Origin of the sequence: Bradyrhizobium yuanmingense, from assembly GCF_900094575.1 — a bacterium.
Classification (GTDB): Bacteria; Pseudomonadota; Alphaproteobacteria; order Rhizobiales; family Xanthobacteraceae; genus Bradyrhizobium; species Bradyrhizobium yuanmingense.
Window position 1 is genome coordinate 433,345 of sequence record NZ_FMAE01000005.1, and the last position, 25,736, is coordinate 459,080.

25 protein-coding genes and 1 pseudogene are annotated in these 25,736 nt (G+C 62.2%); 14 read left to right on the forward strand and 12 right to left on the reverse strand.

Going from position 1 to position 25,736, the window contains the following annotated elements:
- Positions 1-126: 126 nt before the first annotated feature.
- The 11 genes and pseudogenes from GA0061099_RS43130 to GA0061099_RS19525 all read right to left on the reverse strand — a co-directional run bounded on the left by GA0061099_RS43130 (position 127) and on the right by GA0061099_RS19525 (position 11,396).
- Positions 127-462, reverse strand: coding sequence for a P27 family phage terminase small subunit (locus tag GA0061099_RS43130; RefSeq protein ID WP_074447987.1), 336 nt, complete (start codon positions 460-462; stop codon positions 127-129).
- A 619-nt stretch (positions 463-1,081) separates the two neighbouring features.
- Positions 1,082-1,681, reverse strand: a complete 600-nt coding sequence (locus GA0061099_RS19480) for an HK97 family phage prohead protease (RefSeq protein WP_074447989.1) — start codon at positions 1,679-1,681, stop codon at positions 1,082-1,084.
- Between the two features lie 158 nt (positions 1,682-1,839).
- Entirely contained in the window at positions 1,840-2,427 is a 588-nt protein-coding gene (locus GA0061099_RS19485; RefSeq protein ID WP_074447990.1) for a hypothetical protein, read from the reverse strand.
- Between the two features lie 3 nt (positions 2,428-2,430).
- Positions 2,431-2,955, reverse strand: coding sequence for a hypothetical protein (locus GA0061099_RS19490; protein ID WP_074448026.1), 525 nt, complete (start codon positions 2,953-2,955; stop codon positions 2,431-2,433).
- A 1,479-nt stretch (positions 2,956-4,434) separates the two neighbouring features.
- Complete coding sequence (locus GA0061099_RS19495) at positions 4,435-5,139, reverse strand: hypothetical protein (protein ID WP_074447991.1); 705 nt, start codon at positions 5,137-5,139, stop codon at positions 4,435-4,437.
- 178 nt (positions 5,140-5,317) lie between these two features.
- Positions 5,318-6,595 (reverse strand): AAA family ATPase, encoded by a 1,278-nt coding sequence (locus tag GA0061099_RS19500; RefSeq protein WP_083235128.1) that lies wholly within the window; start codon positions 6,593-6,595, stop codon positions 5,318-5,320.
- Entirely contained in the window at positions 6,585-6,809 is a 225-nt protein-coding gene (locus tag GA0061099_RS19505) for a hypothetical protein (RefSeq protein WP_244620985.1), read from the reverse strand. Before GA0061099_RS19505 ends, GA0061099_RS19500 begins: the two co-directional genes overlap by 11 nt.
- A gap of 66 nt (positions 6,810-6,875) precedes the next feature.
- Positions 6,876-7,082 (reverse strand): helix-turn-helix transcriptional regulator, encoded by a 207-nt coding sequence (locus GA0061099_RS19510; protein WP_074447992.1) that lies wholly within the window; start codon positions 7,080-7,082, stop codon positions 6,876-6,878.
- 893 nt (positions 7,083-7,975) lie between these two features.
- Positions 7,976-9,193 (reverse strand): annotated as a pseudogene (locus GA0061099_RS19515) (ComEC/Rec2 family competence protein); the annotation flags it as partial.
- Between the two features lie 122 nt (positions 9,194-9,315).
- Entirely contained in the window at positions 9,316-9,702 is a 387-nt protein-coding gene (locus GA0061099_RS19520) for an SgcJ/EcaC family oxidoreductase (protein ID WP_036025215.1), read from the reverse strand.
- A 17-nt stretch (positions 9,703-9,719) separates the two neighbouring features.
- On the reverse strand, positions 9,720-11,396 hold the full coding sequence (locus GA0061099_RS19525) for a glutamine--tRNA ligase/YqeY domain fusion protein (RefSeq protein WP_036025217.1): 1,677 nt from the start codon (positions 11,394-11,396) through the stop codon (positions 9,720-9,722).
- Positions 11,397-11,561: 165 nt separating this feature from the next.
- Between GA0061099_RS19525 and gltX the strand changes: the two genes are divergently transcribed.
- The 9 genes from gltX to GA0061099_RS19570 all read left to right on the forward strand — a co-directional run bounded on the left by gltX (position 11,562) and on the right by GA0061099_RS19570 (position 21,240).
- Positions 11,562-12,989 carry a glutamate--tRNA ligase gene (gene gltX, locus GA0061099_RS19530; RefSeq protein WP_036025218.1) on the forward strand — a complete coding sequence of 476 codons (1,428 nt, stop codon included), beginning with the start codon at positions 11,562-11,564 and terminating at the stop codon, positions 12,987-12,989.
- Positions 12,990-13,133: 144 nt separating this feature from the next.
- On the forward strand, positions 13,134-14,435 hold the full coding sequence (gene gltA / locus GA0061099_RS19535) for a citrate synthase (RefSeq protein ID WP_036009984.1): 1,302 nt from the start codon (positions 13,134-13,136) through the stop codon (positions 14,433-14,435).
- Positions 14,436-14,612: 177 nt separating this feature from the next.
- On the forward strand, positions 14,613-15,791 hold the full coding sequence (locus tag GA0061099_RS19540; protein WP_193375100.1) for an ROK family transcriptional regulator: 1,179 nt from the start codon (positions 14,613-14,615) through the stop codon (positions 15,789-15,791).
- A 60-nt stretch (positions 15,792-15,851) separates the two neighbouring features.
- Positions 15,852-17,138 (forward strand): ABC transporter substrate-binding protein, encoded by a 1,287-nt coding sequence (locus tag GA0061099_RS19545; RefSeq protein WP_036025220.1) that lies wholly within the window; start codon positions 15,852-15,854, stop codon positions 17,136-17,138.
- Positions 17,139-17,152: 14 nt separating this feature from the next.
- A complete protein-coding gene (locus tag GA0061099_RS19550; protein WP_085972169.1) occupies positions 17,153-18,058 on the forward strand; it encodes a carbohydrate ABC transporter permease in 906 nt (301 codons plus the stop codon).
- Entirely contained in the window at positions 18,051-18,908 is an 858-nt protein-coding gene (locus GA0061099_RS19555; RefSeq protein WP_036025225.1) for a carbohydrate ABC transporter permease, read from the forward strand. The genes GA0061099_RS19550 and GA0061099_RS19555 overlap by 8 nt, the downstream gene beginning before the upstream one ends.
- 10 nt (positions 18,909-18,918) lie before the next feature.
- Positions 18,919-20,028, forward strand: a complete 1,110-nt coding sequence (locus GA0061099_RS19560) for an ABC transporter ATP-binding protein (RefSeq protein WP_074447993.1) — start codon at positions 18,919-18,921, stop codon at positions 20,026-20,028.
- Complete coding sequence (locus GA0061099_RS19565) at positions 20,025-20,792, forward strand: SDR family NAD(P)-dependent oxidoreductase (protein WP_036025234.1); 768 nt, start codon at positions 20,025-20,027, stop codon at positions 20,790-20,792. Before GA0061099_RS19560 ends, GA0061099_RS19565 begins: the two co-directional genes overlap by 4 nt.
- Before the next feature lie 130 nt (positions 20,793-20,922).
- Positions 20,923-21,240, forward strand: coding sequence for a hypothetical protein (locus GA0061099_RS19570; protein ID WP_141697647.1), 318 nt, complete (start codon positions 20,923-20,925; stop codon positions 21,238-21,240).
- A gap of 310 nt (positions 21,241-21,550) precedes the next feature.
- On the opposite strand, the gene GA0061099_RS19575 is transcribed toward GA0061099_RS19570, so the two are convergent.
- A complete protein-coding gene (locus GA0061099_RS19575; RefSeq protein ID WP_074447994.1) occupies positions 21,551-22,213 on the reverse strand; it encodes a phytochelatin synthase family protein in 663 nt (220 codons plus the stop codon).
- A gap of 257 nt (positions 22,214-22,470) precedes the next feature.
- On the opposite strand from GA0061099_RS19575, the gene GA0061099_RS19580 reads away from it, so the two are divergent.
- From GA0061099_RS19580 to GA0061099_RS19600, 5 genes are all read left to right on the forward strand, one after another.
- Positions 22,471-22,686, forward strand: a complete 216-nt coding sequence (locus tag GA0061099_RS19580; RefSeq protein ID WP_035699963.1) for a dodecin family protein — start codon at positions 22,471-22,473, stop codon at positions 22,684-22,686.
- 156 nt (positions 22,687-22,842) lie between these two features.
- Positions 22,843-23,154 carry a hypothetical protein gene (locus GA0061099_RS19585; protein WP_036009997.1) on the forward strand — a complete coding sequence of 104 codons (312 nt, stop codon included), beginning with the start codon at positions 22,843-22,845 and terminating at the stop codon, positions 23,152-23,154.
- Positions 23,155-23,302: 148 nt separating this feature from the next.
- Positions 23,303-23,488 (forward strand): hypothetical protein, encoded by a 186-nt coding sequence (locus tag GA0061099_RS41850; protein ID WP_036025247.1) that lies wholly within the window; start codon positions 23,303-23,305, stop codon positions 23,486-23,488.
- 39 nt (positions 23,489-23,527) lie between these two features.
- Positions 23,528-23,854, forward strand: coding sequence for a GcrA family cell cycle regulator (locus GA0061099_RS19595; RefSeq protein WP_036010004.1), 327 nt, complete (start codon positions 23,528-23,530; stop codon positions 23,852-23,854).
- Between the two features lie 306 nt (positions 23,855-24,160).
- Positions 24,161-25,696, forward strand: a complete 1,536-nt coding sequence (locus GA0061099_RS19600; protein ID WP_158644882.1) for a PAS domain-containing sensor histidine kinase — start codon at positions 24,161-24,163, stop codon at positions 25,694-25,696.
- Positions 25,697-25,736: the final 40 nt, after the last annotated feature.

Genomic DNA, 25,736 nt, shown 5'->3' on the forward strand with positions numbered 1-25,736 from the left:
CGCGCTCGTCGAGCTCGCAGATGCCGTCTAGATCCCCTGTGCACGGCCAGCCCAGTTCGAGCGCCCACTCCCAATCGTCTAACGTGCCTGCGTTGCGCCGCTTGTCGGTTCGTTTGCGGGCTGGCACTAGCGGCGGTTCCCATAGCTTGCGTCACGGGGCATACGCGGGCCGTCCGCCGGCTGCACGTCCAACCCAAGTTCACGGCACAGGATACGGAATCGGTTCTGCGCCTTGTGTTGGATATCCACCCAAGGGCTGGGTTTTTGGCAGCCGAAACGGTCAAGAACTACGGCCCCGCCGTCCAAAATAGCTGCCCTCGCCTGCTCCGATTGATCCAAACTTTCGCACGCGAGCCGCAAGAGATGGCGGTGGTGGTCGTCAAGGTCATAGTCCAGATGTACCTGACGCCACCAGGCTTTGGCGGCCTTAGACAGGTGTTGGGGTGGCTTAGGTGAGGCCATCAGGTCTCCAAATATTTTAAACTCTGGGGCAGCGCCCGCGAATGCAAATGGCCCACGCCGGTCCTAACGGGCGAGGCCTGTAGAACCATCGGACACCCCTCACCCGTCGACAGGCCAGCCGTCCGCACCGAACGTCACCACGGTCTGCCCTAAGTCCTCACGTTGACCGCGTGATGCATGACAAGCTTTGCAGGTTGAGAGGAATGGACCCGAGAAGAAGCGGCTAATGTCGCCCTTGTGCGGGCCGTCATGGTGCACCTCGGTTGCTGGCTCGACCAGGCCTTGCTCTAGGCACCATTGACAGAGCGGTTGAGCTGCTAGCTGTGCTGCCCTTGTCTCTCGCCATTGGGCGGTGCTGTAGAGCTTGCGGTACTGCTTGGCTTCAGGACTGCGTTGGTCTGTCATTACCAAACGCGAATCACATCCGTGATGTTGCCGCCATCATCGACGACGAACTCCGCCCGGTCTCCTGATCGCAATCTAAATGGGCCCATCCACTCCGGCTGGCGTCGCGTGGCAGCAAGGTCGCTTGCATGTACCTGGACCGTCCTGCGATCATCAAGTTCAACGATGCCGCGATGCTGACGCCAATTCCACGAATGCACCAAACCATTAATAGTCATTTCAATATTCCCTTCGCTCGCATTTTTGCCTCGATGCGACGTTTGGCTGCCTGATGGTTGGTGACCGGCATAGACCGAAACTTCATTTCCATCTCAGCCCGCCTCGACGCAACGCTCTTGGGCGCACTCTGGGCAGCTCGCGCTGCGACTGGAGCAGCGTAATTTGCGCTCGTGTCCTGGTACGCAGGCCACGTTACCAAGGACAGCTCCTTTAGCTCAGCCCGATTGACCACGCGGAGTAGAGTTTCGTCGTCAATCCAGGTCCACTCCTCTTTATCAACCCAGAACCCGATTGAGACTTGGTGCACCAAGCCGGACCGCACTGATGCAATTGCCTCTTGTCCATCCGGCGATGTTGCATCAGGCACCAGCGTGTACCAGAGGCCAACCGCATCAGGCTTAATGCGAAGCGTTCGATTGCTCACCCGGCCCAAGGGACGATCGTCTTGATGGCTCCAGAGCGCAACAATATCCGGATTGTCGATGAGCGATTCATCGAAGGCCTGCGGATCAAATTGTTCAAGAAAGTATCCGCCGACATCCGCGCGATCAGACCACTTGATGGCGTAACCAGAGATTATTCCAGCGTCACTCATCAGGCGGAAGCCCTCGCTTCTTACGCCGCTCCTCAATCATTCGCTTCGCGATCTCGACAGCGGACTCATCCGTCGTGCGATACCTCTTCTCGCCCGCGAATTTCACACTGCGCGAAACAACACCGAGCTTACTTTTATCCCCGGAGTAGACGTTGGTTTTAGACATTGTAACCGGCACCCTTCGCCTCGCGGATAAAGTGATGAACGTGGCCCTGCCCGCGGTCGCCGAGAAAGAACGGCCGCACCGGCGGCAGATAGCCGAGGCGCACGTCCTCGCGCTCTACATCGTCCAGCAGCGTGTCATGCTCTTCTCGGGCCGCCTCAAGAGCCCTGGCAGCCTCACATAGAGCGGCTAGGCGGCGCTGATATTCCTGGCGCACAGTGTCGCAAACGACCTTGCTCGCCGCATCGCGCGCCTCATCAATGCGCCTGCGCAAAATTTCCGTGGCGGCCTCGACGTTCGCCATCTCGGTTCCGACTTCACGCAGTTTCTTCGAAAGTCCTGCGACGCTCACTTCCGTGTTGTCGCCGAGCAGCGCCGCCACAGCGAGCGAAGGATGTTTCCCGCCGGCAGCCTTAGCCACTTCGATCTCGCGCCGAAGTAAGCCGCGCTCGGTGTTCAGTTCGCCATAGCGGGTTTGCAGTTCAACCTGTTTGACCAGAAGGCTGGCGTATTCGGGGGAGCTTTCAATCAAGCTCGGCACGCGATACGGCTCGGCAGCCGCGGGCTTTTTCAAAGGTGCCAAAATCTATTCTCCAAAAAGCTCGTCCAGCGCGTCAGCAAGCGCCACGACATTGATAGTGACTGATTTGTGATGGCCGTCAGATTGCCAGTGTGCGCAATGCACTCCGGGCTGACTGAAGCGCTTAACGGCGCCGATAGGCCTGTGAATGGCAACCGCTCGCCAGTTGCACGAAACCTCGATCTTTGAGGCACGCGCATCCCCAACAGAGAACCTAGCATCCTCAACCAGGATAGAGACCGCAATGGGTGCGTTGGGAATCGATGGCGGCTCATCAACCAAGCTGACGCCTCCAGGAGTCATCTGATGGTACGCTCGAACCGCGTCAGGCGCCTCGTGCAGGGTGACGTCGGACGCTAGGGCAATGACAAGATCGAGCACGTTGTCCTCGTCCAGATCCGGCGCGACACCGGGTGCGCCGATCGGAAGGATTCCGGCCTCTTGCAGGCGCCTGGCAATGCCGGCGCTCCGACTTCGTGAGAAATTAAGATGCCGCTCGATGCTGTCGAGCGCGTTGTTCAAGCTGGCCACGCGGCCACTCTCCATTTTTAAGAATTGCGATTGTTGGGGCAAATAAAAAGCCGCTCAGCGGCTTCGCGGCTTTAGGCCGGAAAAGAGGTGCGCCGGGATCGAACCGGCGCCAGTTGCACAACACGTCTAGGCAGAAATCTGCCCACAAGAGCTAAAGGGATTGAGTGCCTTGGGAGCGTATATGGCGGCGACTGTGTTGATCGTGGGGACCGAGTCGCGCCAGCCATACAATTCAGGATCGAATGTGAACTAGATTACATCTGCGGCCCTGCAGGGGGAGTAGTCTTTCAGTTAGATGTCTCGCTTCCTAACGCCGAGGTGCGTTGCGGGTTTCCGGACGTCAAATCGCAGCGGGCATCTGTCAATCAAAGGGAGGACAGATCATGAAGTTCGCAGCATTCCTCTTTATCTTCGCTCTCGCCGCGCTTGCGACTGCTCCTGCAGGTTCGGCGTACGCATGCGCACGCCCTTGTGGCAATTATTGTTGCGGGTAATCGGCGGAGGATTCCAATGCGCCCATTGGCCAAATGGGGGGCATTAGTTGCAATCGTGAGCATTGCACCGCTGGCATTCGTGGCTGCGATTTATCTGCAGAAGCCCCCGAATAGACTCAATGAAGCAATCTCCGCTATCGGCTTTCACCCGATAACGCCACCTATGCTTTTGCGCGCTCCTGGCTCAATCTATCATGTCTCTGCAAACGGCCGAGATTACGACATGCTGTGCGAAGTTTCGCCGGACCGACTAGTTGGCGTGACTCGTAGCTCAGCTTCAACCACCCAAGTCACGTCCGAATTACGAAGAGCTCAGTATGCGCTTGACTCGAAAATTGTGCATTCGATTCAGTCGCGAACCGATGCGAAGTTGGCAGAATCTCTAAGACTCGAACTTGATGACGTGCAAGTGTTGGAAATCTCGCTTGAGGAGCTAGCGATCATCGCAGACGAGCTGTTCCAGCGAGAGTCTTGTGATCGGGAAGTGAGGCGGTATCTAGAAAATGGGGAATACGTTTGCCAAGGACAGCGAGTTCTCAAGGCTTCGACAAGATACGTTGCGGCTTACGACAATACAGCGGCAGGTTCCGTGCAGCACACGACAGACTTGATAAGAAATCATTTTGACCCGACTGTTAGTGTACAGGGCGGTCAGAGTGTCTCTGGAGCGAACCTTTATTTTGGAATGAGACTAGCACCGCGGTGTTTATCCTTTAAAGATGCCAAAAGGCAGCCGCGCCCGCCACTCTCTCTCTGGAATCGACTAGTCAATCACTTTCCTTCACTAGAGTTCCTTTGAATATCGCACGGTGCGGAGCTGGACTGAGTGTTCACGCGGGAGATGATGACTTGTTGCAGCGTCGGTGACCACGTAGTTGCGGTCTTTGGGGCCGACGCCCCCGCGTCTTGTTTGGCCAAGGCCGACGTGCGTCCTTATCTGGTTTGACGTTCACGTTTCGGAATGAAATCAGGAGCGAGAGTGCGCCTAAGCCGCGACCCGCTCACCCTCGGCCATAGCCGTGTTCAGCGCAGCGACCGCTGCCCGAACCTCTTTCGCGGCCATCCTTGCCGCGTATTGGCCCGCAAAGCCCAGGTCCTCGCCAATGTCAGCCAAGCTACTGTCGCCCGCCGCCATGTCCAAGATCCTGGTCACCTTGTGGCCTAGGCGGGCGCGCAGCTTCTCGGTGTCCAACACGCGCGCCAACTCTGCTTGAGCGTCGGGCATCTCAGCGTCCCAGCTCTCGGTATCGGCCTTCTCGCTTTTCCGCTGGCGCACCTTGCCGAACTCGGCATCCGGGGTCGTCCACTGGTGCCCAGACCAAACCTTCACAAGCCGATTACCCACCCAGCGGGTCATACCGTGTTCGTGGGCGTAGATCAGCTGCTTGGCGCTGACGTCGACCATTTCACGGTCCAGGTTAGCCGCTACCGGATGCTCGCCCTCCTCCTCGTTCTCTTCCTCCGGCTCATTGTCGTTCGCAGCCAGACGCGGCGGCTCATTGAGCGTGCGCCATAGCCGAAGGCCGAGGAAGGTTTCTGGATCTCCTTGGCGCTTTGCCCAAGTCTCAACGGGACTGACCTCGCGGTGGGTGGCATGTGTGCTCGGCGCCGATGCCAGCCACGCGCGGCGGGCTGCAAGGTCGGCGAAGTCGTCGGCCAGAATGGGGCCATTATCGTTTGCGGGAGTCATGGTACCTCAACGTGATGTGCTGTTGATGGCCGTCTGCGCGGCCTTTGCTTCTTGGGTGGAATTCCAACCGGCCTACCAACCGGGTTGGGATTCCATCCCAACGGTGGGGGTATAAGGGGGTTGGAACACACACACCGTTGGTAGCCGTTGGTAGGGCGTTGGAAGACCGTTGGAAGGCCTACTCGGAAGCCATCCGCTTCTGGCGGATCTCGTCCTCGACAACGACCAATCGCTCGCGCTGCCTTGATGGTGGACCTTCCTTGATGACGGCGATCTTGTTTTCCGTGAATAATCTCGCCATCGCCTCCTCCAGCGCCTTCTTTGTCGTGCCCTCGCGCTCCGGCATCGCCGCCATGACCGTTGGCGCAAAGGCTGTGCTCCTGGAAGACGACACGCGCCGACCACTTGCGTTGATGGACGAGAGCATTCTTAGGAAGACCTGATCCGCATGGTTGGCCAACAAGGCCGCGTGCGCGGTCGGCTTGCCGTCATCAAGGATGAAGGCGCCCTCATGCCAACGCAGTTTGGTCTCGGCGCCCTTCCGGCCGTAATTTGCCTTCATGTTCTTCAGCAGGCGCAGATCCTCATCGGTCTTGTCTGAGGTGAAATACAGCCTCGACCGCACCGAGTTGTTCCAGGCTGTTGATCCCGAGAGGCCGGTGCCCGACTGCATGCCTTGCACCGAGGGGTGCGACAAGAGGAGCACGGCTAGATCACAGTCCATTGCAAGGCGCCGTAGCATCGATACAAAGAAGCGAACTTGCTTGCGGTTGATCTCGTCACCGCCGAACACGTCCGCTGCCGTATCGAGGATCAGAAGCTTCGGCCGGAATTCCGTCAGCAGATCTGTGATCCGCTGTGCCAGGGCTGTGAGCTCAAGTTCGCGGCTTCGGCGCTTTTCGGTGACGAGTTCGGCATCCTTTCCGGCCATCGGGATAACGCGCATCCTTCCCCTCAGATCGGCGAATGTGCGCTTCATAGCGGTCAGGATGTCATGGCCGCGCCGCTTGAGCTCGCCCTCGTCGTCCTCCGCGGCAAGGTAGACAACGCGCCCCTCCGCCGGCTGAAATCCGAGCGTCTCCAGACCGAGCACGCCAGCCAGGCCGATCTGGTAGGCCAGCAGACTCTTGCCCGTGCCGCCATCACCCGAAAGAAGCGTCACTTGCCGGTTGGGAATAAGACCCTCCAGGTACCATTGACGCTCCGGAATGGGCTGCCCTTCCCAATCGGAAGGATCGATGATCTTGATGGCGTCCGGCTGCTGATTGTCGTTGGACGCGATCGGGGCGCGGCTTGCCTCGATGGCTTCGCGCACGGCGATGCCTTGCATCACCCATCCCAGGATCTTTGGGTCAAACTCCTCGAACGCGGGAGCGTCAGCTGTCATGCCGATGGGCGGCAGCGTGGTGGGGTCGGTGTAAACGAATGGAGTCGCGGTCAGGGGTTTAGCTGTCATGATGGCTACCGCCCCCCGCCGCTACCGCCGCCTTCGCCAACTCATTGGCGATAGCGATGTCGAGCCTGCAGGTTTCGCTAAACACGCGATAGCTGCCGTCAGGCTTTCGGATGAGAGAAAGACCGAGAAGGCGCACTCCTGGAGCCACCTCAGCGCTGAACACGGCAATGCGCCGACGCCCGCTACCAGCGGGTCGATAATCAAAGATTTTCAAGAAAAGAGTCCCTGTGAAGGGTTGCCCCTACTGGGGCGGTGCTCTCGGCTGAAGGGCCGATCGAGCTTAGGCGGCTTCAGCGCCGCTCTGCTTGTTGTCGTTGGCGACGGTGCAGGTCCGCGCCCAACGATCTAACTCTTCGGTGCTGTAAACGACGGCTTTTCCGAAACGCATGAACGCGGGACCGTTGGTCCCATAGCACCGCGCTTTATCGAGGAATGATTTCGAAACGCCGAGATACTCGGCCGCCTCCCGAACCCTGATGTTCGCCACCGGTTGCCTCCGTGGGTTGGCGTTGCATTACACAGGGATAGTGCGACTTCCCCGGCCCCGCACTAAATGGGCACCCCGAAAATTTTGCGGAGATAGGAAGCCGGTGCGGCCGGGTAAAGGGTGTGCTCTGAGGCAAATACGATTTTTAAGGCGATTTGGGGCGAACGATCGGGCCAAACTCGCTTTGTTCGTCTGCACAAGAACAAACGGCCGCAGGCGCTGCCCTGAGACAGATCCCGCGGCCGGCGCCGCGACAGTCCGCACGATCGGCGCGGCACGGGACAGTAGCATGAACGGCAGCGCCCGGCGTGAATGGCACATATGAAAACGGCCCCAGCTTTTGGCGGCGGCTGGGGCCGCTGGAATGCTCCGACACGCAGAGGGGGCTACTACCGGAGCACAGAACTCAAACCGACCGCTCGCGATGTGTTCCTAGGAGGCGGCTGCGGAGTTTGCGAGAACCGACCCATCGCCAAACGCGCGTTCAAACGATGGGCCGTCCCGGGTGGATGTCGTGACACTTGAAGTGCCGCGCCACAGACCGGCATCTCAATCCTCGCGGCCTGAGAGTCGTTCCTTGCAATCTGTTCCCCGAGCGAAACCGTCCCGGCTTTGTTCTTTCGACAACCTAAAAGCGATTTATCCGGTTGTGCGGTTGTGTTTGGGCGAGGTCAATCCCAGGCCATCCCGCGGCGGGTCGCCCGAACACCACGTGAACGCCCGCTATCCACTCCGGGACTTTTTCCGGGACTCTGCGCCGCAAATACCGGGTTTTTCCCCGGGTTTGAGCGGCTTTCGTTCTGCCGCTCGCACCTTGGCCAAGCTGGTAGGCTATTGAAATTACGGGAGATTTAGACGGCGCGGGTTGCGATTGCGCAAAGCGCATTCAATCTCTGGAAGCTTGGATGCACCAACGCCTCCGGCGCGACCGCAAGCACGATCAGCGCGGCAACCGCCAGCGTGCGGAAGGTGATGGCGCGGCGGTCGACCATCACTGCGATCAGCACCACCGCCGTCATGAAGAACGATCTTTGCGTCGCAACCTCCGCGCCCGACAGCAACAGGTAGAACGCGGCCGCGACCAGCGCCGCGGCGGCCGACCATTTCTTGATGGCGGAGCCGGCCGCCAGCCCCGGGATCAAGGCCAGCAGCGCGCGCACCGCGAAGAAGACGACGCCGGCGACGACCGCCATGTGATAGCCGGAGATCGACAGCACATGGCCGAGTCCCGAGACGAACATGGCATCGTTCACGGGCGCGGTGATCGCATCGCGCCGCCCCGTGAGCAGCGCCGTCGCGATCGCGCGGTTATCGCCTTCGAGCGTTGCGCGGATGCGCGCATCGATCGCATCGCGCAGGCCCTGCATGAAGGCCGCGTAGCGCAGCCGCAGGCCGCCAGCATCCGGCGGCGTGGACGCCGTGATCGCGCCCATCACGAAGCCGGAGGCGCCGATGCCCTGGAAGAACATGTCGCGCGAGAAATCATAGCTGCCGGGGCGCACCGGCGAGATCGGCGGCATCAGCCGCGCCTTCAGCTGCACGAAGCTGCCAACCTCAGGCGCCGTGCCCTTGCGCACCGAGAGGCGGACGCGCTCGAGCTTGACGTCGCTGCGCTGCGCCTCCATCGCGCTGACGCGCAGCACGAAGCGGTCGGTGCGCTCGCGGATGTCGCGCGCTTCCACGAAGCCCGACAGCGACACCGAATAGAGCGGTTTTGCCAAAACGGTGTGCGCGATACGCGCGGTCTTCCAGGTCGCCACGGCAAAACCAGCCGCGACCGCCGCGAGCATGATGGCGGGCGCAAACAGCCGGCTCCGCCGGAGCAGCACCGCGCCGAGCATCAGCGCGATGGCTGTGGCAGCAACCACCCACAGCACCGGCTCATGATCGGCGGCGAAATAAAGCGCAATGCCGCCGCCGAAGGCGACCGGCACCCACGGCAACAGCCGGCCAGGCCCGGCCTCGCCCCGAGCCCATTGGCGCAGCGTCTCGATGATCGCCGGCCAGATGCCAAAGCCCGCCGGCGCAAAACCGCCGGCCGGGGTAGCGCGGCCGACCGGCCACGTCCCGGCAACTCCCTGGGACCGTCCTGGCCGGCCCGGCTCCGCCATTCCCCTGCACCTTACGATACGCGACGGCTGCCGAGGCTACCGGACCGTGCGGCTGCGCGAATAGCGGTACGGATCGGGAACAGGCAAAGACCGCCCTACTTTCTCCGGGCTGGCGCCCGTTGCTAGATCAGCGGCGCCTGCGACGAGGCGTGGTGATTGACGATCTTCCAGCCGCCGTCCTCGCGGATGATGACCCAGCTCATCTTGACGACGAGATCATCCCGCTCGCCCGCGAGATCGAACGTGATCTTCGCGGCCATGTTGATCAGATCAGGGCCGGCCTGCGCGGCGTGCACATCGGAGAACGCGGCGCTTGGCCTGCGCCAGCGCGGCAGGCCGTTGAAGTATTCGGCGACGCCGTCCCGGCCGCGATAGAGCTTCGGGTTGGAGCCGAAGAAGAATGCGTCCTTCGCATAGAGCGAGGACAGCGCGGCCGCATCGAGCGTCGCGAAGCCGGCGCACCATTTCGCGATGATGGCGGAAACGATGGCGTCGGCCTCGCTGCTCATGTCCTGCTCAGCCCTTCTCAACCCTTGGCGACTTCCTTCGCGAACGTGTCGCGCAGACCGATCGTGCGCGAGAACACCGGCTTGCCGGGCGTCGAGTCCTTGTCACGCACGAAATAGCCCTGGCGCTCGAACTGCATCGGCTCGGTCGAATTGCTCTCCGCAACGGACGCCTCGACCCGCGCATCGGCGAGGATCTCCAGCGAGTTCGGGTTGAGATCGGTCGCGAAGTTCGAGGCATCCGGGCTCGGATTGGCGAACAGCTGGTTGTAGATGCGGATCTCCGCCGGCTTGGAGGCCGCCGCCGGCAGCCAGTGCATGGTCGCCTTGACCTTGCGGCCGTCGGGCGCGTTGCCGCCCTTGGTCGCGGGATCATAGGTGCAGCGCAGCTCCACCACCTCACCCTTGTCGTTCTTGATCACGCCGGTACACTTGACGAAATAGGCATAGCGCAGCCGCACCTCGTTGCCAGGCGACAGGCGGAAGAACTTCTTCGGCGGGTTCTCCATGAAGTCGTCCTGCTCGATATAGAGCTCACGGCCGAACGTGATCTTCCGCGTGCCGGCCGAGGGATCGTCGGGATGATTGATCGCCTCGAGCTCCTCGGTCTGCCCTTCCGGATAATTCTCGATCACCACCTTGAGCGGCTTCAAGACCGCCATGCGCCGCTGCGCCGTGCGGTTCAGCTCCTCGCGGATGCAGAACTCCAGCATGCCGACATCGACCACGCTGTTGGCTTTGGCGACGCCGATGCGCTTGACGAACTCGCGAAGTGCAGCCGGCGGCACGCCGCGGCGACGCATGCCCGCCATGGTCGGCATGCGCGGATCGTCCCAGCCCGCGACATGGCCGTCGCGGACGAGCTGGGTCAGCACGCGCTTGGACAGCAGCGTATAGGTGAGATTCAGCCGCGCGAATTCGTACTGATGCGGCTGTGAGGGCACCGGCAGCTTCTCGATGAACCAGTCGTAGAGCGGTCGGTGGTCCTCGAACTCCAGCGTGCAGATCGAATGCGTGATGCCTTCGATGGCATCCGACTGGCCGTGGGCATAGTCGTAGCTCGGGTAGATGCACCATGCGTTGCCGGTGCGCGGATGGTGCGCATGCAGGATGCGGTACAGCACTGGGTCGCGCAGATTGATGTTGCCCGCGGCCATGTCGATCTTGGCCCGCAGCACGCGCGCGCCGTTGGGGAATTCGCCCGCCTTCATGCGGCGGAACAGGTCGAGGTTCTCCTCCACGGAGCGTTCGCGGAACGGCGAATTCTTGCCGGGCTCGGTCAACGTGCCGCGCGAGAGGCGGATCTCCTCCTGGGTCTGGTCGTCGACATAAGCGAGGCCGTCGCGGATCAGCTGCTCCGCCCATTCGTACAGGCGGTCGAAATAGTCCGAGGCGAAGAACAGGTTCTTGCCCCAGTCAAAGCCGAGCCAGCGCACGTCGGCCTGGATTGAATCGATATATTCCTGCTCTTCCTTGACCGGGTTGGTGTCGTCGAAGCGCAGGTGGCAGCGGCCCGGAAACTCCTGGGCGACGCCGAAGTTGAGTGCGATCGACTTGGCGTGGCCGATATGCAAGTAGCCGTTCGGCTCCGGCGGGAACCGGGTCACGATCTCCTTGTATTTGCCCTGATCGAGGTCGGCCTGGATGATGTCACGAATGAAATCGCGCCCAACCTCAGCTGCCACCGGTTCTATCATTACGAAAATCCTGTAGGGAAATCAGCGGTCCTTCTGCCAAATTCGCGTGGCCGCGCCAAGAGCTTACAAGAGCTTAAGCAAGGCCTGCCGGGTCCGCCGTCGCCCTTTAGTTATGTCCCGTTCCTGCTATACACCACCGCCTCCAATGCATAGGCCCTGCCAAGAATGTCCGATTCCGTCGTCACGCGCTTCGCTCCCTCGCCGACCGGCTTCCTCCATATCGGGGGCGCCCGCACGGCGCTGTTCAACTGGCTCTATGCCAAGAAGCACGGCGGCAAGATGCTGCTGCGGATCGAGGACACCGACCGGGAACGCTCCACGGAAGCGGCGATCGGCGCCATCCTCGACGGGTTGAAGTGGCTCGAGCTCGGCTGGGACGGCGAGGTCATCTACCAGTTCGCCCGCGCCGCCCGGCACCGCGAGGTCGCCGAGCAGCTGCTCGCCGATGGCAAGGCCTACCGTTGCTACGCCACCGCCGAAGAGCTCGCCGCCATGCGCGAGAAGGCGCGCAGCGAGGGGCGCACCCGCCTCTATGACGGCATGTGGCGCGACCGCGACGCGGCCACGGCTCCGAGCCACGTCAAGCCCACCATCCGCCTGCGCGCGCCGCAGACCGGCGAGACCGTGATCGAGGACCAGGTCCAGGGCCGCGTGGTCTGGCAGAACGAGAACCTCGACGATCTCGTCCTGCTGCGCGGCGACGGCAACCCGACCTACATGCTCGCCGTGGTGGTCGACGACCACGACATGGGCGTCACCCATGTGATCCGCGGCGACGACCACCTGATCAACGCCGCCCGCCAGAAGCAGATCTACGATGCGATGGACTGGGAGCTGCCCAGCATGTCCCATATCCCGCTGATCCACGGCCCGGACGGCTCGAAACTCTCCAAGCGGCACGGCGCGCTCGGCGTCGATGCCTACCGCGCGATGGGGTACCTGCCGGCTGCGCTGCGCAACTACCTGGTCCGGCTCGGCTGGAGCCACGGCGACCAGGAGATCTTCTCGACCGAGGAGATGATCGACGCGTTCGATCTCGGCAGCGTCGGCCGCGCCGCCGCCCGCTTCGATTTCGCCAAGCTGGAAAACCTCAACGGCCACTACATCCGCCACGCCGACGATCAATCGCTCGTGAAGATGTTCGAGGACGTGCTCGACCACGTCGTGCCGAGCCGCGACGAGATCAAGGCCAAGTTAAACGACACCACGCGCGCGCAGCTGCTCAAGGCCATGCCGGCGCTCAAGGAGCGCGCCAAGACATTGATCGAGCTGATCGACGGCGCCCATTTCATCTTCGCCGACCGGCCGCTGGCGCCGGATCCCAAGGCGCAGGCGCTGTTGACGCCCGAGAACCGCAAGCTGATCGGCCAGCTACATTCCGCGCTGGAGAAAGTCGAGACGTGGAGCGGCGCCACCACCGAGGCCGCGCTGCGCGCCTTTGCCGAGGAAAATAGTCTCAAGCTCGGCGCGGTCGCCCAGCCGCTTCGGGCGGCGCTCACCGGACGGACGACGTCCCCTGGTATATTTGAGGTTTTGGAGGTGCTTGGACGCCAGGAAAGCCTCGGCCGGCTTAGGGATCAGTCTACGACGTAAGTCGACCATGCGTGCGGCGATCTTGCAGCGCACATAGCAATAATATACCCATCTCCCCCACATTCTGGAACATCCGGCCTGCCCCCATGGTCGCCCTGGGGGTCTCCGGCTCCGGCCCGTCTCACCACACATCGGGGACCTCTGATGGACGCAAAAGAAAGCCCAAAGACCGCGACGCTGACGGTCGGAAACAAGAATTTCGATCTTCCGATCCTCAGCGGCAGCGTCGGGCCTGACGTCATCGATATCGGCAAGCTCTACGGCCAGTCCGGCCTGTTCACCTACGATCCGGGCTTTACCTCGACCGCGAGCTGCCAGTCCAAGATCACCTATATCGACGGCGACGCGGGCGTGCTGGAATACCGCGGCTACCCGATCGAGCAGCTCGCCGAGCATGGCGACTTCCTGGAGACCTGCTACCTCCTGCTCTACGGCAACCTGCCGACCGCCGCGCAGAAGAAGGATTTCGACTACCGCGTGACCCATCACACGATGGTGCACGAGCAGATGGCCCGTTTCTTCCAGGGCTTCCGCCGCGACGCCCATCCGATGGCGATCATGGTCGCGGCCGTCGGCGCGCTGGCCGCGTTCTATCACGATAGCACCGACATCAACGATCCGAAGCAGCGCATGATCGCCTCGATGCGCATGATCGCGAAGATCCCGACGCTGGCTGCGATGGCCTACAAATACACCGTCGGCCAGCCCTTCGTTTATCCGAAGAACTCGCTCGGCTTTGCCGAGAACTTCCTGAACATGTGCTTCGCGGTGCCTTGCGAAGACTACAAGGTCAGCCCGGTGCTCGCCGACGCGCTGGAGAAGATCTTCATCCTGCACGCCGACCACGAGCAGAACGCCTCGACCTCGACGGTGCGCATCGCCGGCTCCTCGGGCGCCAACCCGTTCGCCTGCATCGCGGCCGGCATCGCCTGCCTCTGGGGCCCGGCCCATGGCGGCGCCAACGAAGCCGCGCTGAACATGCTCTATCAGATCGGCACGGTCGACAAGATCCCCGAGTTCATCGCCAAGGTGAAGGACAAGAATTCCGAAGTCCGCCTGATGGGCTTCGGCCACCGGGTCTACAAGAACTACGATCCGCGCGCCAAGATCATGCAGAAGATGTGTCATGCCGTGCTCAAGGAGACCGGCCATGGCGACGATCCGATGCTGAAGGTGGCGATGGAGCTCGAGAAGATCGCGCTCAGCGACCAGTACTTCATCGACCGCAAGCTCTACCCGAACGTGGACTTCTATTCGGGCATCACGCTGAAGGCGATGGGCTTCCCGGTCTCGATGTTCACCGTGCTGTTCGCGGTCGCCCGCACCGTCGGCTGGATCAGCCAGTGGAGCGAGATGATCGAGGATCCCCAGCAGAAGATCGGCCGCCCGCGCCAGCTCTACACCGGCGTCGCCAAGCGCGATTACGTGCCGATCGACAAGCGCTAACGTCGGCCATCACGCCTTTCGCAGCGGCGCCATCGCAAGATGGCGCCGTTTTGTTTGCGCCCGCACTTTCCCTCGTGCTGCCACGCACAACAACAAGTCCATGCTCACGGCGGCAAGCGCCTTGACAGCCTAAATGCTCCGCGCGCATTCTTACTCTAAGTAAGAATGACGACAGGGATGGAAATGCCGGAGCAGCCGAGAAGTCGGCGGCAGACGCGCGCTGCCATTTTGACTCATCTGCTTCAGTCGGGCGGCTCGTTTCGTCCGCCGCTGGCCAAGGCCGTGCGTCTGTCGGAAGCGAGCCTGTCGCGCATCCTGCTCGACCTGAAGGCCGAGGGTCTGATCGAGGAAGTGCGGCGCCCTGCCCCTTACGTCGGCGGCCCGACCGGTCTCGTGTCGCTGGACGGCGCGGTGGCGCTGGCAGCCTTCGAGCTGACGACGCAGCGGCTCAGCGTCGGGGTCGGCGGCCTGTCGGGTGAGCTGCACTACACCGAGCGTGTGCCGCTCCCGAAGACGCCTGACGTCGAGACCGTCGGCCGGGCATTTCGCGAAGCGATGACGTTGTTGCGCGACTGGACGCGGCGCCGCCGGATCACCCTCTCGCAGATCGGCGTCTCGATTCCCGGCCTCGGCCGTCTCAGCATATCGGCCAATCCGATCATTCCCTGCGACGTCGCTCGCATCAGCGACATGTTCGGCGAGATGTTCGCCGGCGTGCCGCTCGAATTCACCAATTCGGTCGTCGCGCATGCCACCTTTCACCGCTGCCGCACGGAAAACTACCCGTTCAACGACACGCATCTGTTCGTGCTCGTCAGCCACGGCGTCGCCGGCGCCTGGATGGATGATCCGGCCGAGACCGATGCTCTGCAGCCGATCGAGCTCGGCCACATGGTGTTCGGGCCTGACGGACCGCGCTGCCGCTGCGGACATCACGGCTGCGTCGAGGCCTATACGTCGATTCCCGCGCTGGCTGCGCTTCTCGGCGTTTCCGAGACCGAGCTGCTCCAGCTCGGCAACGAATGGGTCAACACGGTCCCGATCTCATCGCGCGTGCGGCAGGATTTGCGCCGTCGGCTGTTCCGGCTCGGCCTTGCGATCGGCAATACGCTGAACGTCAAGCCGTGCGGCGGCGTTGCGATCAGCGGCTGGCCGTCGCTTCTCGCTGAAGAGGATCGGCAAGCACTGGTCGATGGGATCGACGCCTGCCTGCTGGGCGGACGCAAACTGGCGCAGGTCTCCCTCGCCTTCGTGCCGCCGTCGACCGGCAACGATCCGCAGGCTGCGCTCGCCTTCGCCGCCTTTTGTCTCGCCAGCCGTGGCGGCATGCCCGCGGCATCGACGGAGGCGGCCTGACATGCGCTGAGCCCAAACGGCCTGTAAAGCGCGAAAGATTTCACACCGGGAGGAACTGCCATGCCGATCACAACAACAAGGCGTCGTCTGCTCGCTGGCTCCGCTGCCGCGCTCGCCTTTCCGCACCTTGCCCGCGCGCAAGGCGCGGCCAAGCCGCGACTGACCGCGATCTCGCAATGGTCGGCGGGCAGCGACGGGGCGGCCATTACGGCGCTCGGCAAGAAATTCGAGGAGAAGGGCGGCGTTTGGCAGCACTCGCCCGTCCCCGGCTTCACCACCGAGATGATGAACAAGCTGCGCGCGCAGATCATGGCCGGCGATCCGCCGGCTTGCTCGCAGCTCAAGGGGCCCGAGATTGCGGCCTGGTCGAAGATTGCGCCCACCGTCAATCTCGATGCCCTCGTCGCGGCCGCCGGCTACGAGAAGGTCGTCGCTCCGGACCTTGCAAAGCTGCACAAGCCCGGCGGCAAATGGATTGCGCTGCCGCTACAGATCTACAGCACCAACATGCTCTTCCTGTCCAAGCGCGCGATGGACAAGGCGAAGGCGGACAAGGTCCCCGTCACCTGGGCCGACTTCAACGACCTCGCCGAAAAGATGAAGGCGGGCGGAGTCGCCTCTCCTATCGCCAATGGCGGCACCCGCCCGGACGACGGACAGAAATTCGAGGCGGCTCTCGCGGGCATCAGTCCGCTCGCCTATCGCGCGGCCATCATGAATCTCGAGAAGAAGGCCCTCGAGGGTCCGGAGATCAAGGCCGCGTTCGCCCAGGTCCGCAAGATCGCCGACTGGATGGACCCCAACGTCGGCGCCCAGCATTTCTCGACCAACCTGAAGCGCTTCATCGACGGCGACATGGGCATGATGATCATGGGCGGATGGGCGCAGGGCGTATTGCGCAATGCCGGCTTCAAGCTCGAGGACTTCATGATTGCGCCAGGCCCGAGCGACAACGGCAAGCCGGTCTTCCTGTTGAATGCCGACGCCTTCATCTTCTGGCAGCGCAAGGAGGCGGACCTGCAAGCCGGCCAGACCCTGATGGCTCAGCTCGTCATGGATCCGGCGATCCAGACCATGTACTCGCAGATCACCGGCTCCATCCCCGTGCGCACTGACGTCGATCTATCAGGCGAAGGCTGGTCAGAGGGGCAACGAACAACCTCGAAGGCCTTGAAGGAGGCCATCGCCAGCAATCAGGCCGTCCTCAGCATGGCGCACAACATGGCGCAGGAAAACGGAATGACCGCGGCGATGATCGACGTAATCACAGAGTACGTGAAGAACAAGACGATCAAGCCGGAGCAGGCGGCCACCCGCCTCGCCGAGGCCGTCGAGGGCGCGCGTTGAGCAATGCCGCCACGATGAGACCGGGCCGGCCGGCGCTTCCCGAATGGGTGCGCCGGCTGCCCGAATATCTGACGATCTGGGTGCCGCTGCTGCTGTCGGCGGCGCACCTCGTCTCGTTTTCGCTCTGGACGATCTGGATCTCGTTCACGCCGTCCACCCTCGTTCCCGTTGCGGGCTGGGTCGGCTTGCGCAACTACACGGCGGTCACGGCATCGCGCAACTGGCAAATCGCCTTCGACAATTTGCTGCTGTTCGGCAGCGCTTTCGTGCTGCTGAGCGCAGCGACCGGCCTCATCCTCGCGATCCTGCTCGATCAGCGCATTCGTGGCGAGAACGTGCTGCGCTCCATCTTCCTCTATCCCCTGGCGGTGTCCTTCGTGGTCACCGGCACGGTCTGGAGCTGGCTGCTCAATCCCGGTCTCGGGATCCAGAAGCTGGTGCACGACCTCGGCTGGACCTCTTTTAAGTTCGACTGGCTGATCGACCGCGACATGGCGATCTGGACCATTGTCATCGCCGCGATCTGGCAATCCTGCGGCTTTGCCATGGCGCTGTTCCTTGCCGGCCTTCGCTCGGTCGATCCCGACATCATCAAGGCCGCGCAGATCGACGGCGCGGGACCGGTCCGAACCTACCGGCGTATCATCCTGCCGTCGCTGTGGCCGATCACGGTCACCGTCGTGGTGATCCAGTTGCAGTTCGCGATCTCGACCTTCGATCTCGTGCGCGCACTCACCAACGGCGGACCAGGAATCGCGACCCAGCTGCCGGCACTCGTCGTCTACGACCTGATGTTCCAGCGCAGCCTGCTCGGCCGCGGCGCGGCGGCGGCCGTGCTGATGTTGCTCATTCTTCTCGCGGTGCTGCTGCCCTACGCGGCGTGGCGATACATCCAGCGACGGCGAGGCGCCCATGCCTGACCGCAGCTTCGCACCGACCCGGATCCTGATCTATCTCGCCGTCTTCTTGATCGCCGCGGCCTGGCTCGCGCCGCTCGTGGTCGTGGTGCTGAACTCGCTGCGGACCAACGAGGAGATCGCGCAGGGATCGATGATCGGCTGGCCGCAGCATCTGTCCTGGAGCAACTACGCCGCAGCCTGGAGCGGCTTCTGTGTCGCCGAGACCTGCGCCGGCATCCGGCCCTACATGCTGAACTCCGCGCTGGTCACGATTCCCGCCACGATCTTCTCCACCCTGCTCGGCGCAATCGCCGGTTACGCCGTGTCGCTCTGGCGCTTCCGAGGCGACAACTGGATCTATGGCATCGTGACGCTTGGCCTGTTCCTCCCCCAGCAGATGCGCCTGTTGCCCTGGACCATCGTGCTGCGGGACATCGGCCTCATCAACACGCTGACCGGCCTCGTGCTGATTCACACCATTCAGGGGCTCTCATTCACCACGCTGTTCTGCCGGAATTATTATGTCGCCATTCCCCATGAACTGATCAGGGCCGCCCGCATCGACGGCGCCGGCTTCTTCCGCATCTTCTGGCGCATCATCCTGCCGCTCTCAGGTCCCATCCTGATCGTCACGGTGATCTGGCAGTTCACCCATATCTGGAACGAGTTCCTCTATGGCGTGACGTTCACCACCGGCCAGCAGCAGCCCGTCACCGCAGCGCTTATCGCGCTGTCCGCCGCCGTCGCGGATATCCCGCAGCATGGCGTGCAGAGCGCAGCGGTGATCATCGCCGCGCTGCCCACGCTGTTGATCTACCTGCTCGGCGGCAAGTACTTCGTCCGCGGCCTGACTGCCGGGGCCGTGAAATGATGGAGTTGTCATGGCAGCACTGAGCATTCGCGCCCTGTCCAAGCGTTACGCCAATCTGGAGGTGCTGAAGGACATCGCGCTCGACATCGAGAGCGGCGAGTTCACCGTGCTGGTCGGCCCGTCCGGCTGCGGCAAGTCCACCCTGCTCAACATCGTCGCCGGGCTCGACCGCCCGAGCGCGGGAACGATCGAAATCGGCGGCCGCGTGGTCAATGACGTCGCGCCGAAGGACCGCGACATCGCCATGGTGTTCCAGTCCTACGCGCTCTATCCCTCGATGACCGTGCGCCAGAACATCACCTTCGGCATGGAATGCCGTCACGTTCCCAAAGCCGAGCAGGACGCTGCGGTCGGCCACGTCGCAAAACTGCTCCAGATCGAGCCGCTGCTCGGCCGCAAGCCCTCGCAATTGTCCGGCGGCCAGCGCCAGCGAGTGGCGATGGGACGCGCGCTGGTGCGCAATCCCCTGCTCTTCCTGTTCGACGAACCGCTCTCCAATCTCGATGCCAAGCTGCGCGTCGAGATGCGGATGGAGATCAAGCGCCTGCACCAGCGCATCGGCGCCACCATCGTCTACGTCACCCACGACCAGATCGAGGCGATGACGATGGCGACGCGGATCGCCGTGATGCATCAGGGCAGCGTGCAGCAATTCGCCGATCCCGACACCGTGTACCGCTATCCCGCCAATCTGTTCGTCGCACGCTTCATGGGCTCGCCGCCGATGAACACCATGCCGGCGCGGCTCGAGGCCGAAAATGACGGTCCGGTCGTCGTGATCGGCGCGGGACGGCCCGACGAGCTTCGTCTGCGCCTGAGGGGATATGACGCCGCAGCACCCTTTGTCGGGCGCAAGGTGGTGTTCGGAATCAGGCCGGAATGCATCGCTGAGGGGAGCCGCACGTTTTCCAGCGAAGCGCCTGTCCTCGTCGAGGCGCCGGTGGAGCTGGTCGAGCCCACCGGCGCCGAGACGATGGTGCTCCTGCGGCTCGGCGGCGAGCCCGCGATGGCACGAGTCTCGCCGGATATCCGCCCCGCGCCCGGCACGTCCGCCGCCTTCGCGCTCGACACCCGCCGCATTTGCCTGTTCGACCCCGAGACGGAGCGCCTGATCGCATGACGAAGACGACCTATTCCAGCCTAGCCGGCAGCGTGGTGCTGATCACCGGAGGCGCCAGCGGCATCGGCGCCGCCTTCGTCCGGGCCTTCGCGGGCCAAGGCGCCCGGGTCGCCTTCTTCGACATCGATAAGGACGCCGGCGAAGCCCTGGTGCGGGAAATAGCGGCCTCGTCCGGGCCTGCGCCGCTGTTCGTGCCCTGCGATCTCCTCGACATCGATGCCCTGCGCAGCGCGATGGCAGAAGCCCGCCGCTCGCTTGGCGACGCCGCCGTTCTCGTCAACAACGCCGCCAACGATCAGCGCCAGGCTCTCGCCGAGGTCACGCCGTCCGAGTTCGACTGGATGATCGGCGTCAATCTCAAGCACGTCTTCTTCGCGGCGCAAGCGGTGGTGCCACAGATGCAGGCGCGCGGCGGCGGCTCGATCATCAACATGTCGTCGATCGCCTGGATGCGCGGCGCGCCGGCACTGCCGGTCTACGCCGCGGCGAAAGCGGCGATCGTCGGCTTCACCAACTCGCTGGCGCGCTCCGTCGGTCCCGACCGCATTCGCGTCAACGCGATCGCGCCGGGCATGGTCATCACCGAGCGCCAGCGCAGGCTGTGGTATCCGGACGATCGGGTCATCGCCGAGATACGCTCGCGCCAGGCGGTGCCCGATGCGGTAACGCCCGAAGACATTGCCAATATGGCACTGTTCCTCGCCTCCGACGAAAGCCAGCGCATCACCAGCCAGTGTTTCAGGGTTGATGGCGGACTCGCCTAGGCCGGTGCGCATAAGACCGTTCGAGTGCCCTTTGCTTAGCCCTACGTGACGTTCGACAATAGTGATTGGAACTAGGAAACCTTGGGAGGTTCGCGCGTTTAGGGGCCGGAGCAAGCCGTGGAGGAGAAGCATGCGAACAGCAATTCTCGCATTGATTGTAGTTGCCGGAAGCGCAATGAGCTTCCAAGCAACGGCCCAACAGCAAAAGGCCGCACCCAGTGAGCAAACCAAGGAGGAGATGAAGCGCGACGTGGACCGGGAGCTCAAGGCTGGCCAGCCCAACGAGCAGATGCAGCGCGATGCGGACAAAGGGATCAAGACCCGCAACTCCGGAGAGTCCGGATACGTGGCCGATCAAGACAAGCCGGCCGCTTCGGCGCATCCTCCGGGCCGACCGGGAAGTGAGCAGACCACGGGTTCGGGTAGCCAGACCGGCACTCCGAAATAGAACACTCGGCCTGCTCTGCGTCTACGGCGAGTTGCGCGGGCGCCGGAAGTGGCCAATTCACGGGTCGCATGCGGTCCCGGGTTAGCGGGTCGTCCGCCTGGTTGCCGCCCAAATGTCCTCCCGGGGTCAGTATGTCGCGCTCAGTGTACGCGTGGAGCGAGACCCCGGGGGCAAGTGCGGGCCGTCATAGGGCGCACAAGCGCCAGTCGAGGCAAGGACGGCCTCCGCGTTCTGTCCACCGCCGATAGCCGACATCCAAGCTGCCTCAAATTATCCGGCTAAGGGCCACGGTGCGACCTGGAGCGGGATGTTACTCTATGAACAGCAGTCCCCTCTTCTTATCGCCGTCAAACGTATTTACAGCGTCGAACAGCCGCTTCCGTTCGACTAGCCACGGCTGGAAATCGAAATTGACATCGAGCACGAAAACGAGGTCTTCGGCTTCGAAATAGCCCCCAATTGGGGAATGGTGTCCACTACCAGCACCAAAAATATGAGCGCGATCGAAATTCACGATGTAGCGTCGCCGCGGATCGTTGGAGCGACGGAGATGCTCCAGAAACTCATTTTCGCTGAGATCGCGCAAGACAGTAACTTTCCGGCTGGTGTTGGACTGGGCGATGTTGGCCAGTTCGTCAAGCGTGAGCCCCATGATGCATACGCCTGTCCAGCAACTCCACGTCCCGGCCAACACCTTGCCTTCCGTCCTTGCCGCCTCGCCAAGGGACCGATACGCATTTGCAACAGCGGCAGGTCCGCAGCGAGAGCCATTTGACTGCCAATCAACGTGTCCTTCAAATGTTGCTGCCACGGGCAGGTGCCACGCACGCTCAATAAGCTCCGGAGTACGTGTGACCGATGAGGCTATGGCTTCTGATGGCACGTGCGATTGATTGACCACCAGGGCTCCGGCACACACCAGACTCAGGGCAATCACCAAGCTACTGATGCTTACGCGGTGCCATCGCTTCATGGATCGGAACCTTGGCGGCAATGACGACTTAGGCGCGCAAATTATACTCGGAAGCCGGAGAGCGCGAAGAAGATACCTGTCCGCGTTCGTCCGGGCTGAAAATGCGAACATAATCTCCGACAGGACGACCCGAGTTCTTCTTTGGGTCGAACAGGAAAGTGACAGCCAATCGGACCCTTTCCGCGGCATCCCCGAGATGTATCAGCGTCGAGATCTCAGTGCTAGACTTCCTGCTCCTACCGATTAGGAGGACGAACATGCCCGATAGCGTCTACAAGGTCATTGAACTGGTCGGTACTAGCAGCGACTCATGGGAGAAGGCGGCCGCTAACGCAGTCGAGCAAGCTGCTAAATCTCTCCGAGATCTCCGCATTGCAGAAGTCGTCAAGCTCGATATGCAACTGGATGACAAGGGAAAAGTTGAGGCCTATCGCGCCAAGCTCAACGTATCGTTCAAGTTCGAGGGCTCCTGAGCCTCAGCACCTCGCCGCTTCGGGCGAGGACGGCTCATTGGACAGGCGCGTTGCGGTCCGCCAGCCGGACGCTGTGGCCCATCCCGGAAGTTGGCACTAGTCCGAGCGGGACCGAAATGCTTTGATGCGCAGGAGCGTATGGCGCGTGGTGGCCCCATGTACATGGTCATTCGCAAGTACAGCAAGGTTCGTTCGGTCGCGGACGCCGCTCGTCGCGCCAAGAGCGGCGTTGGTGAGATCCTAAGACAATCGCAGGGATTCAAATCTTACCATGTGCTGGATGCGGGCGACGGTGTCGGTATCGCGGTGATGATATTTGACGACCGCGAAAGCGCCAACGCAGCGAACGCCAAGATACTGGCATTTGTTCAAGCCAGTCTACCGGACCTCGAACTTGGAGTTCCTGAAATCGCTGCCGGCGAGGTTTTGGTGAACATAGAGCCCAATGGGTCCTCGGGCATCAAGTAGCCGAAAACGCTGCCTGTTGCATGGCCCGCCGCCCGCTGATCGTGCAGTCTACCCGACCTGCATCGCGTTTGCGGCGGTCGCGCCCCGGCACCGGCATATGCCGGCCAAGAATCTGGCGACTGCGCTAATTTTCGAGGAGCACAATGCCATGAAGCAACACACCTCCGAAGCATTTTCCACCACAGCCAGGAAACTGCTCATGCGGATGCGCATCGTGATGCCACCCAGGGACCCCGATGAAGACGAGGAGGATGAAGACGAGGAGGACGAAGACGAGGATGAGCAAGATGATGCCGACGAACCGGCGGTCGTGCGCGAGCCGGACGAAGACTAGACTAGCCGGTGTCTGGCAGTCGCCGTTATACTATCTCTGATGGGCTGGGATGCGAAAGACATAGCGCTTCTCAAAAGGCTCTGGTCCGCGGGGCAGAGCGCGGCGCAGATTGCGCGCCATCTCGGCTGCAGTCGTAACGCGGTATGCGGTATGCTGAACCGTCTGGGCCTGAAGCGCGGCCACAAGCCGCCCACAGCGCAGCCCCAGATAAGGCCGGCCCCGAAGCTGAGGCCGTCGTCGGCCGCCTGCGCCCGTCCCATCGCGCGGAGGGTGTCGCCGAGTACAGCAGAGAGGGAGCTGCCAAAGGAATTCAGCCGGCAGCAGCTTTACGCCATTCTGGCTGAGGCGGTCAGAAACACTGGTTAAGAGCTCACCACGAACGTCCTTGCCCTCCCGTCCATGTCGGCCGCGTCGTTACTTTGCAAATAAGCGTCGGCCACCCGCGAGACAGAAACAGGGCCCACCTCACACGCATACGTTGATGGAACCGGGTTTTAGCTCGCGTTGTTTCGGCTCGGGGTCGTCACAGCCACGTCGCTATAGAGAAGCCCTGTATACGGGAGTATAGTCGCCAAAGGCATATTCCCGATCGATCTTGATCGGCTCCGGGGGGACGCGATCCGGCACGAGAAATCTGTCGATTGATCCATCACGCGTGAGCAAGAGATGATCATGCAACATGCGATTGAAGTGCCGTCGGTCGCCCTCGATTCGAATGAGTGCAAGCGCCCCGAGGAGGCACTGCGCGAGAGCGAGGAGCGCTTTCGCACGCTGGTGCAATTCTCCTTCGATGTGTACTGGGAAACGGACGCGGAGCATCGCTTCATCCGCCAAGAGTTCGCCGAGACGCTTCCCGAGCCGCCGGTCTCCGAGATCGGCAGGACACGATGGGAGATCCCGTATCTCGAACCTGACGCAGATGGCTGGCGCAAACACCGGGAGATACTCGACGCTCACCTCCCGTTTCGCGATTTCGAGCTCGCGCGGCCGATGCCCGACGGCGGCAAACGCTATATTTCCGTCTCTGGGCTGCCCATCTTTGACAAGACAGGGAACTTCGTGGGTTACCGAGGTGTGGGGCGCCACATCACGGAGCGCAAGCGCGCCGAACAGGCGCTGATCGAGAGCGAGGCCCGTTTCCGTACCTTCGTGGACCACGCGACCGATACGTTCATGCTGCACAGTGAAGATGGTCACGTTCTCGATGTGAATCGGAATGCCTGCGAAAGTCTCGGCTACAGCCGGACCGAACTGGTTGGGGCAACTGCGGCCTTGTTCGATCTGGAGATGGATGAAGCGACTTGGCGTCGCAACCGCGAGCGTCTCAAGGCCGGCGGCATCGCCACGCTCGAGAGGCGCTATTGCCGAAAGGATGGCACTGTGTTTCCCGTCGAAGTTCGTATGCGCGAGTTCTGCGAAGTCGGACAGTCACGAATCATTTGTCTGAGCCGCGACATCACCGAACGGAAGCGAACCGCCGAGACGTTCCGCGAGATGCAAGCTGAACTAACACACGCCAATCGCGCGGCGGCAATGGGCCAGGTCACGGCTTCGGTGACACACGAACTAAGCCAACCAATCACCGCGGTGCTCTGCAACGCAGAGGCCGCACTGAACTGGCTAGGAACACAATCTCCGAATTTCGAAAAGGCACAGCAGGCGCTCGTATCCATCGTCACAGAAGCCAAGCGAGGCGGCGAGATCATCAGTTGGATCCGTTCCTTGATCAAGAAAGCTCCGGCGCCGAAGGAGAGCGTCGATGTCAATGGTGCAATCCTGGACGTGATCACCATCGCCCGTAGCGAGCTGCTCAAACATGATGTCTCGATCCAGACCGACCTCGCTCCGGGCTTGCCGCTCGTGAAGGGCTATCGCGTTCAGCTGCAACAGGTGGTTCTCAATTTGATCCTCAACGCGATCGAGGCAATGAACTGTGTCGACGTTGGCGGACGAGAGCTGCGGATCAGCACGGCTGCAGATGCTTCAAATCTCGTTGTTGTCGCCGTACGGGATACCGGACCTGGACTTGACGTCGCAATCGTTGACCGCCTGTTCGAGCCCTTCTACACCACCAAGCCGGACGGAACCGGCATGGGCTTGTCGATTTGCCAATCGATCATCGAGGCGCACGGAGGACGACTTTGGACTGGTGCCAATGAACCACAGGGGGCGGCGTTTCACTTTAGTCTGCCTTCGCAACAGGAGTGATCCACGTCGCTTTAGCGTAACTCACGCCTTCGCTGTTGCG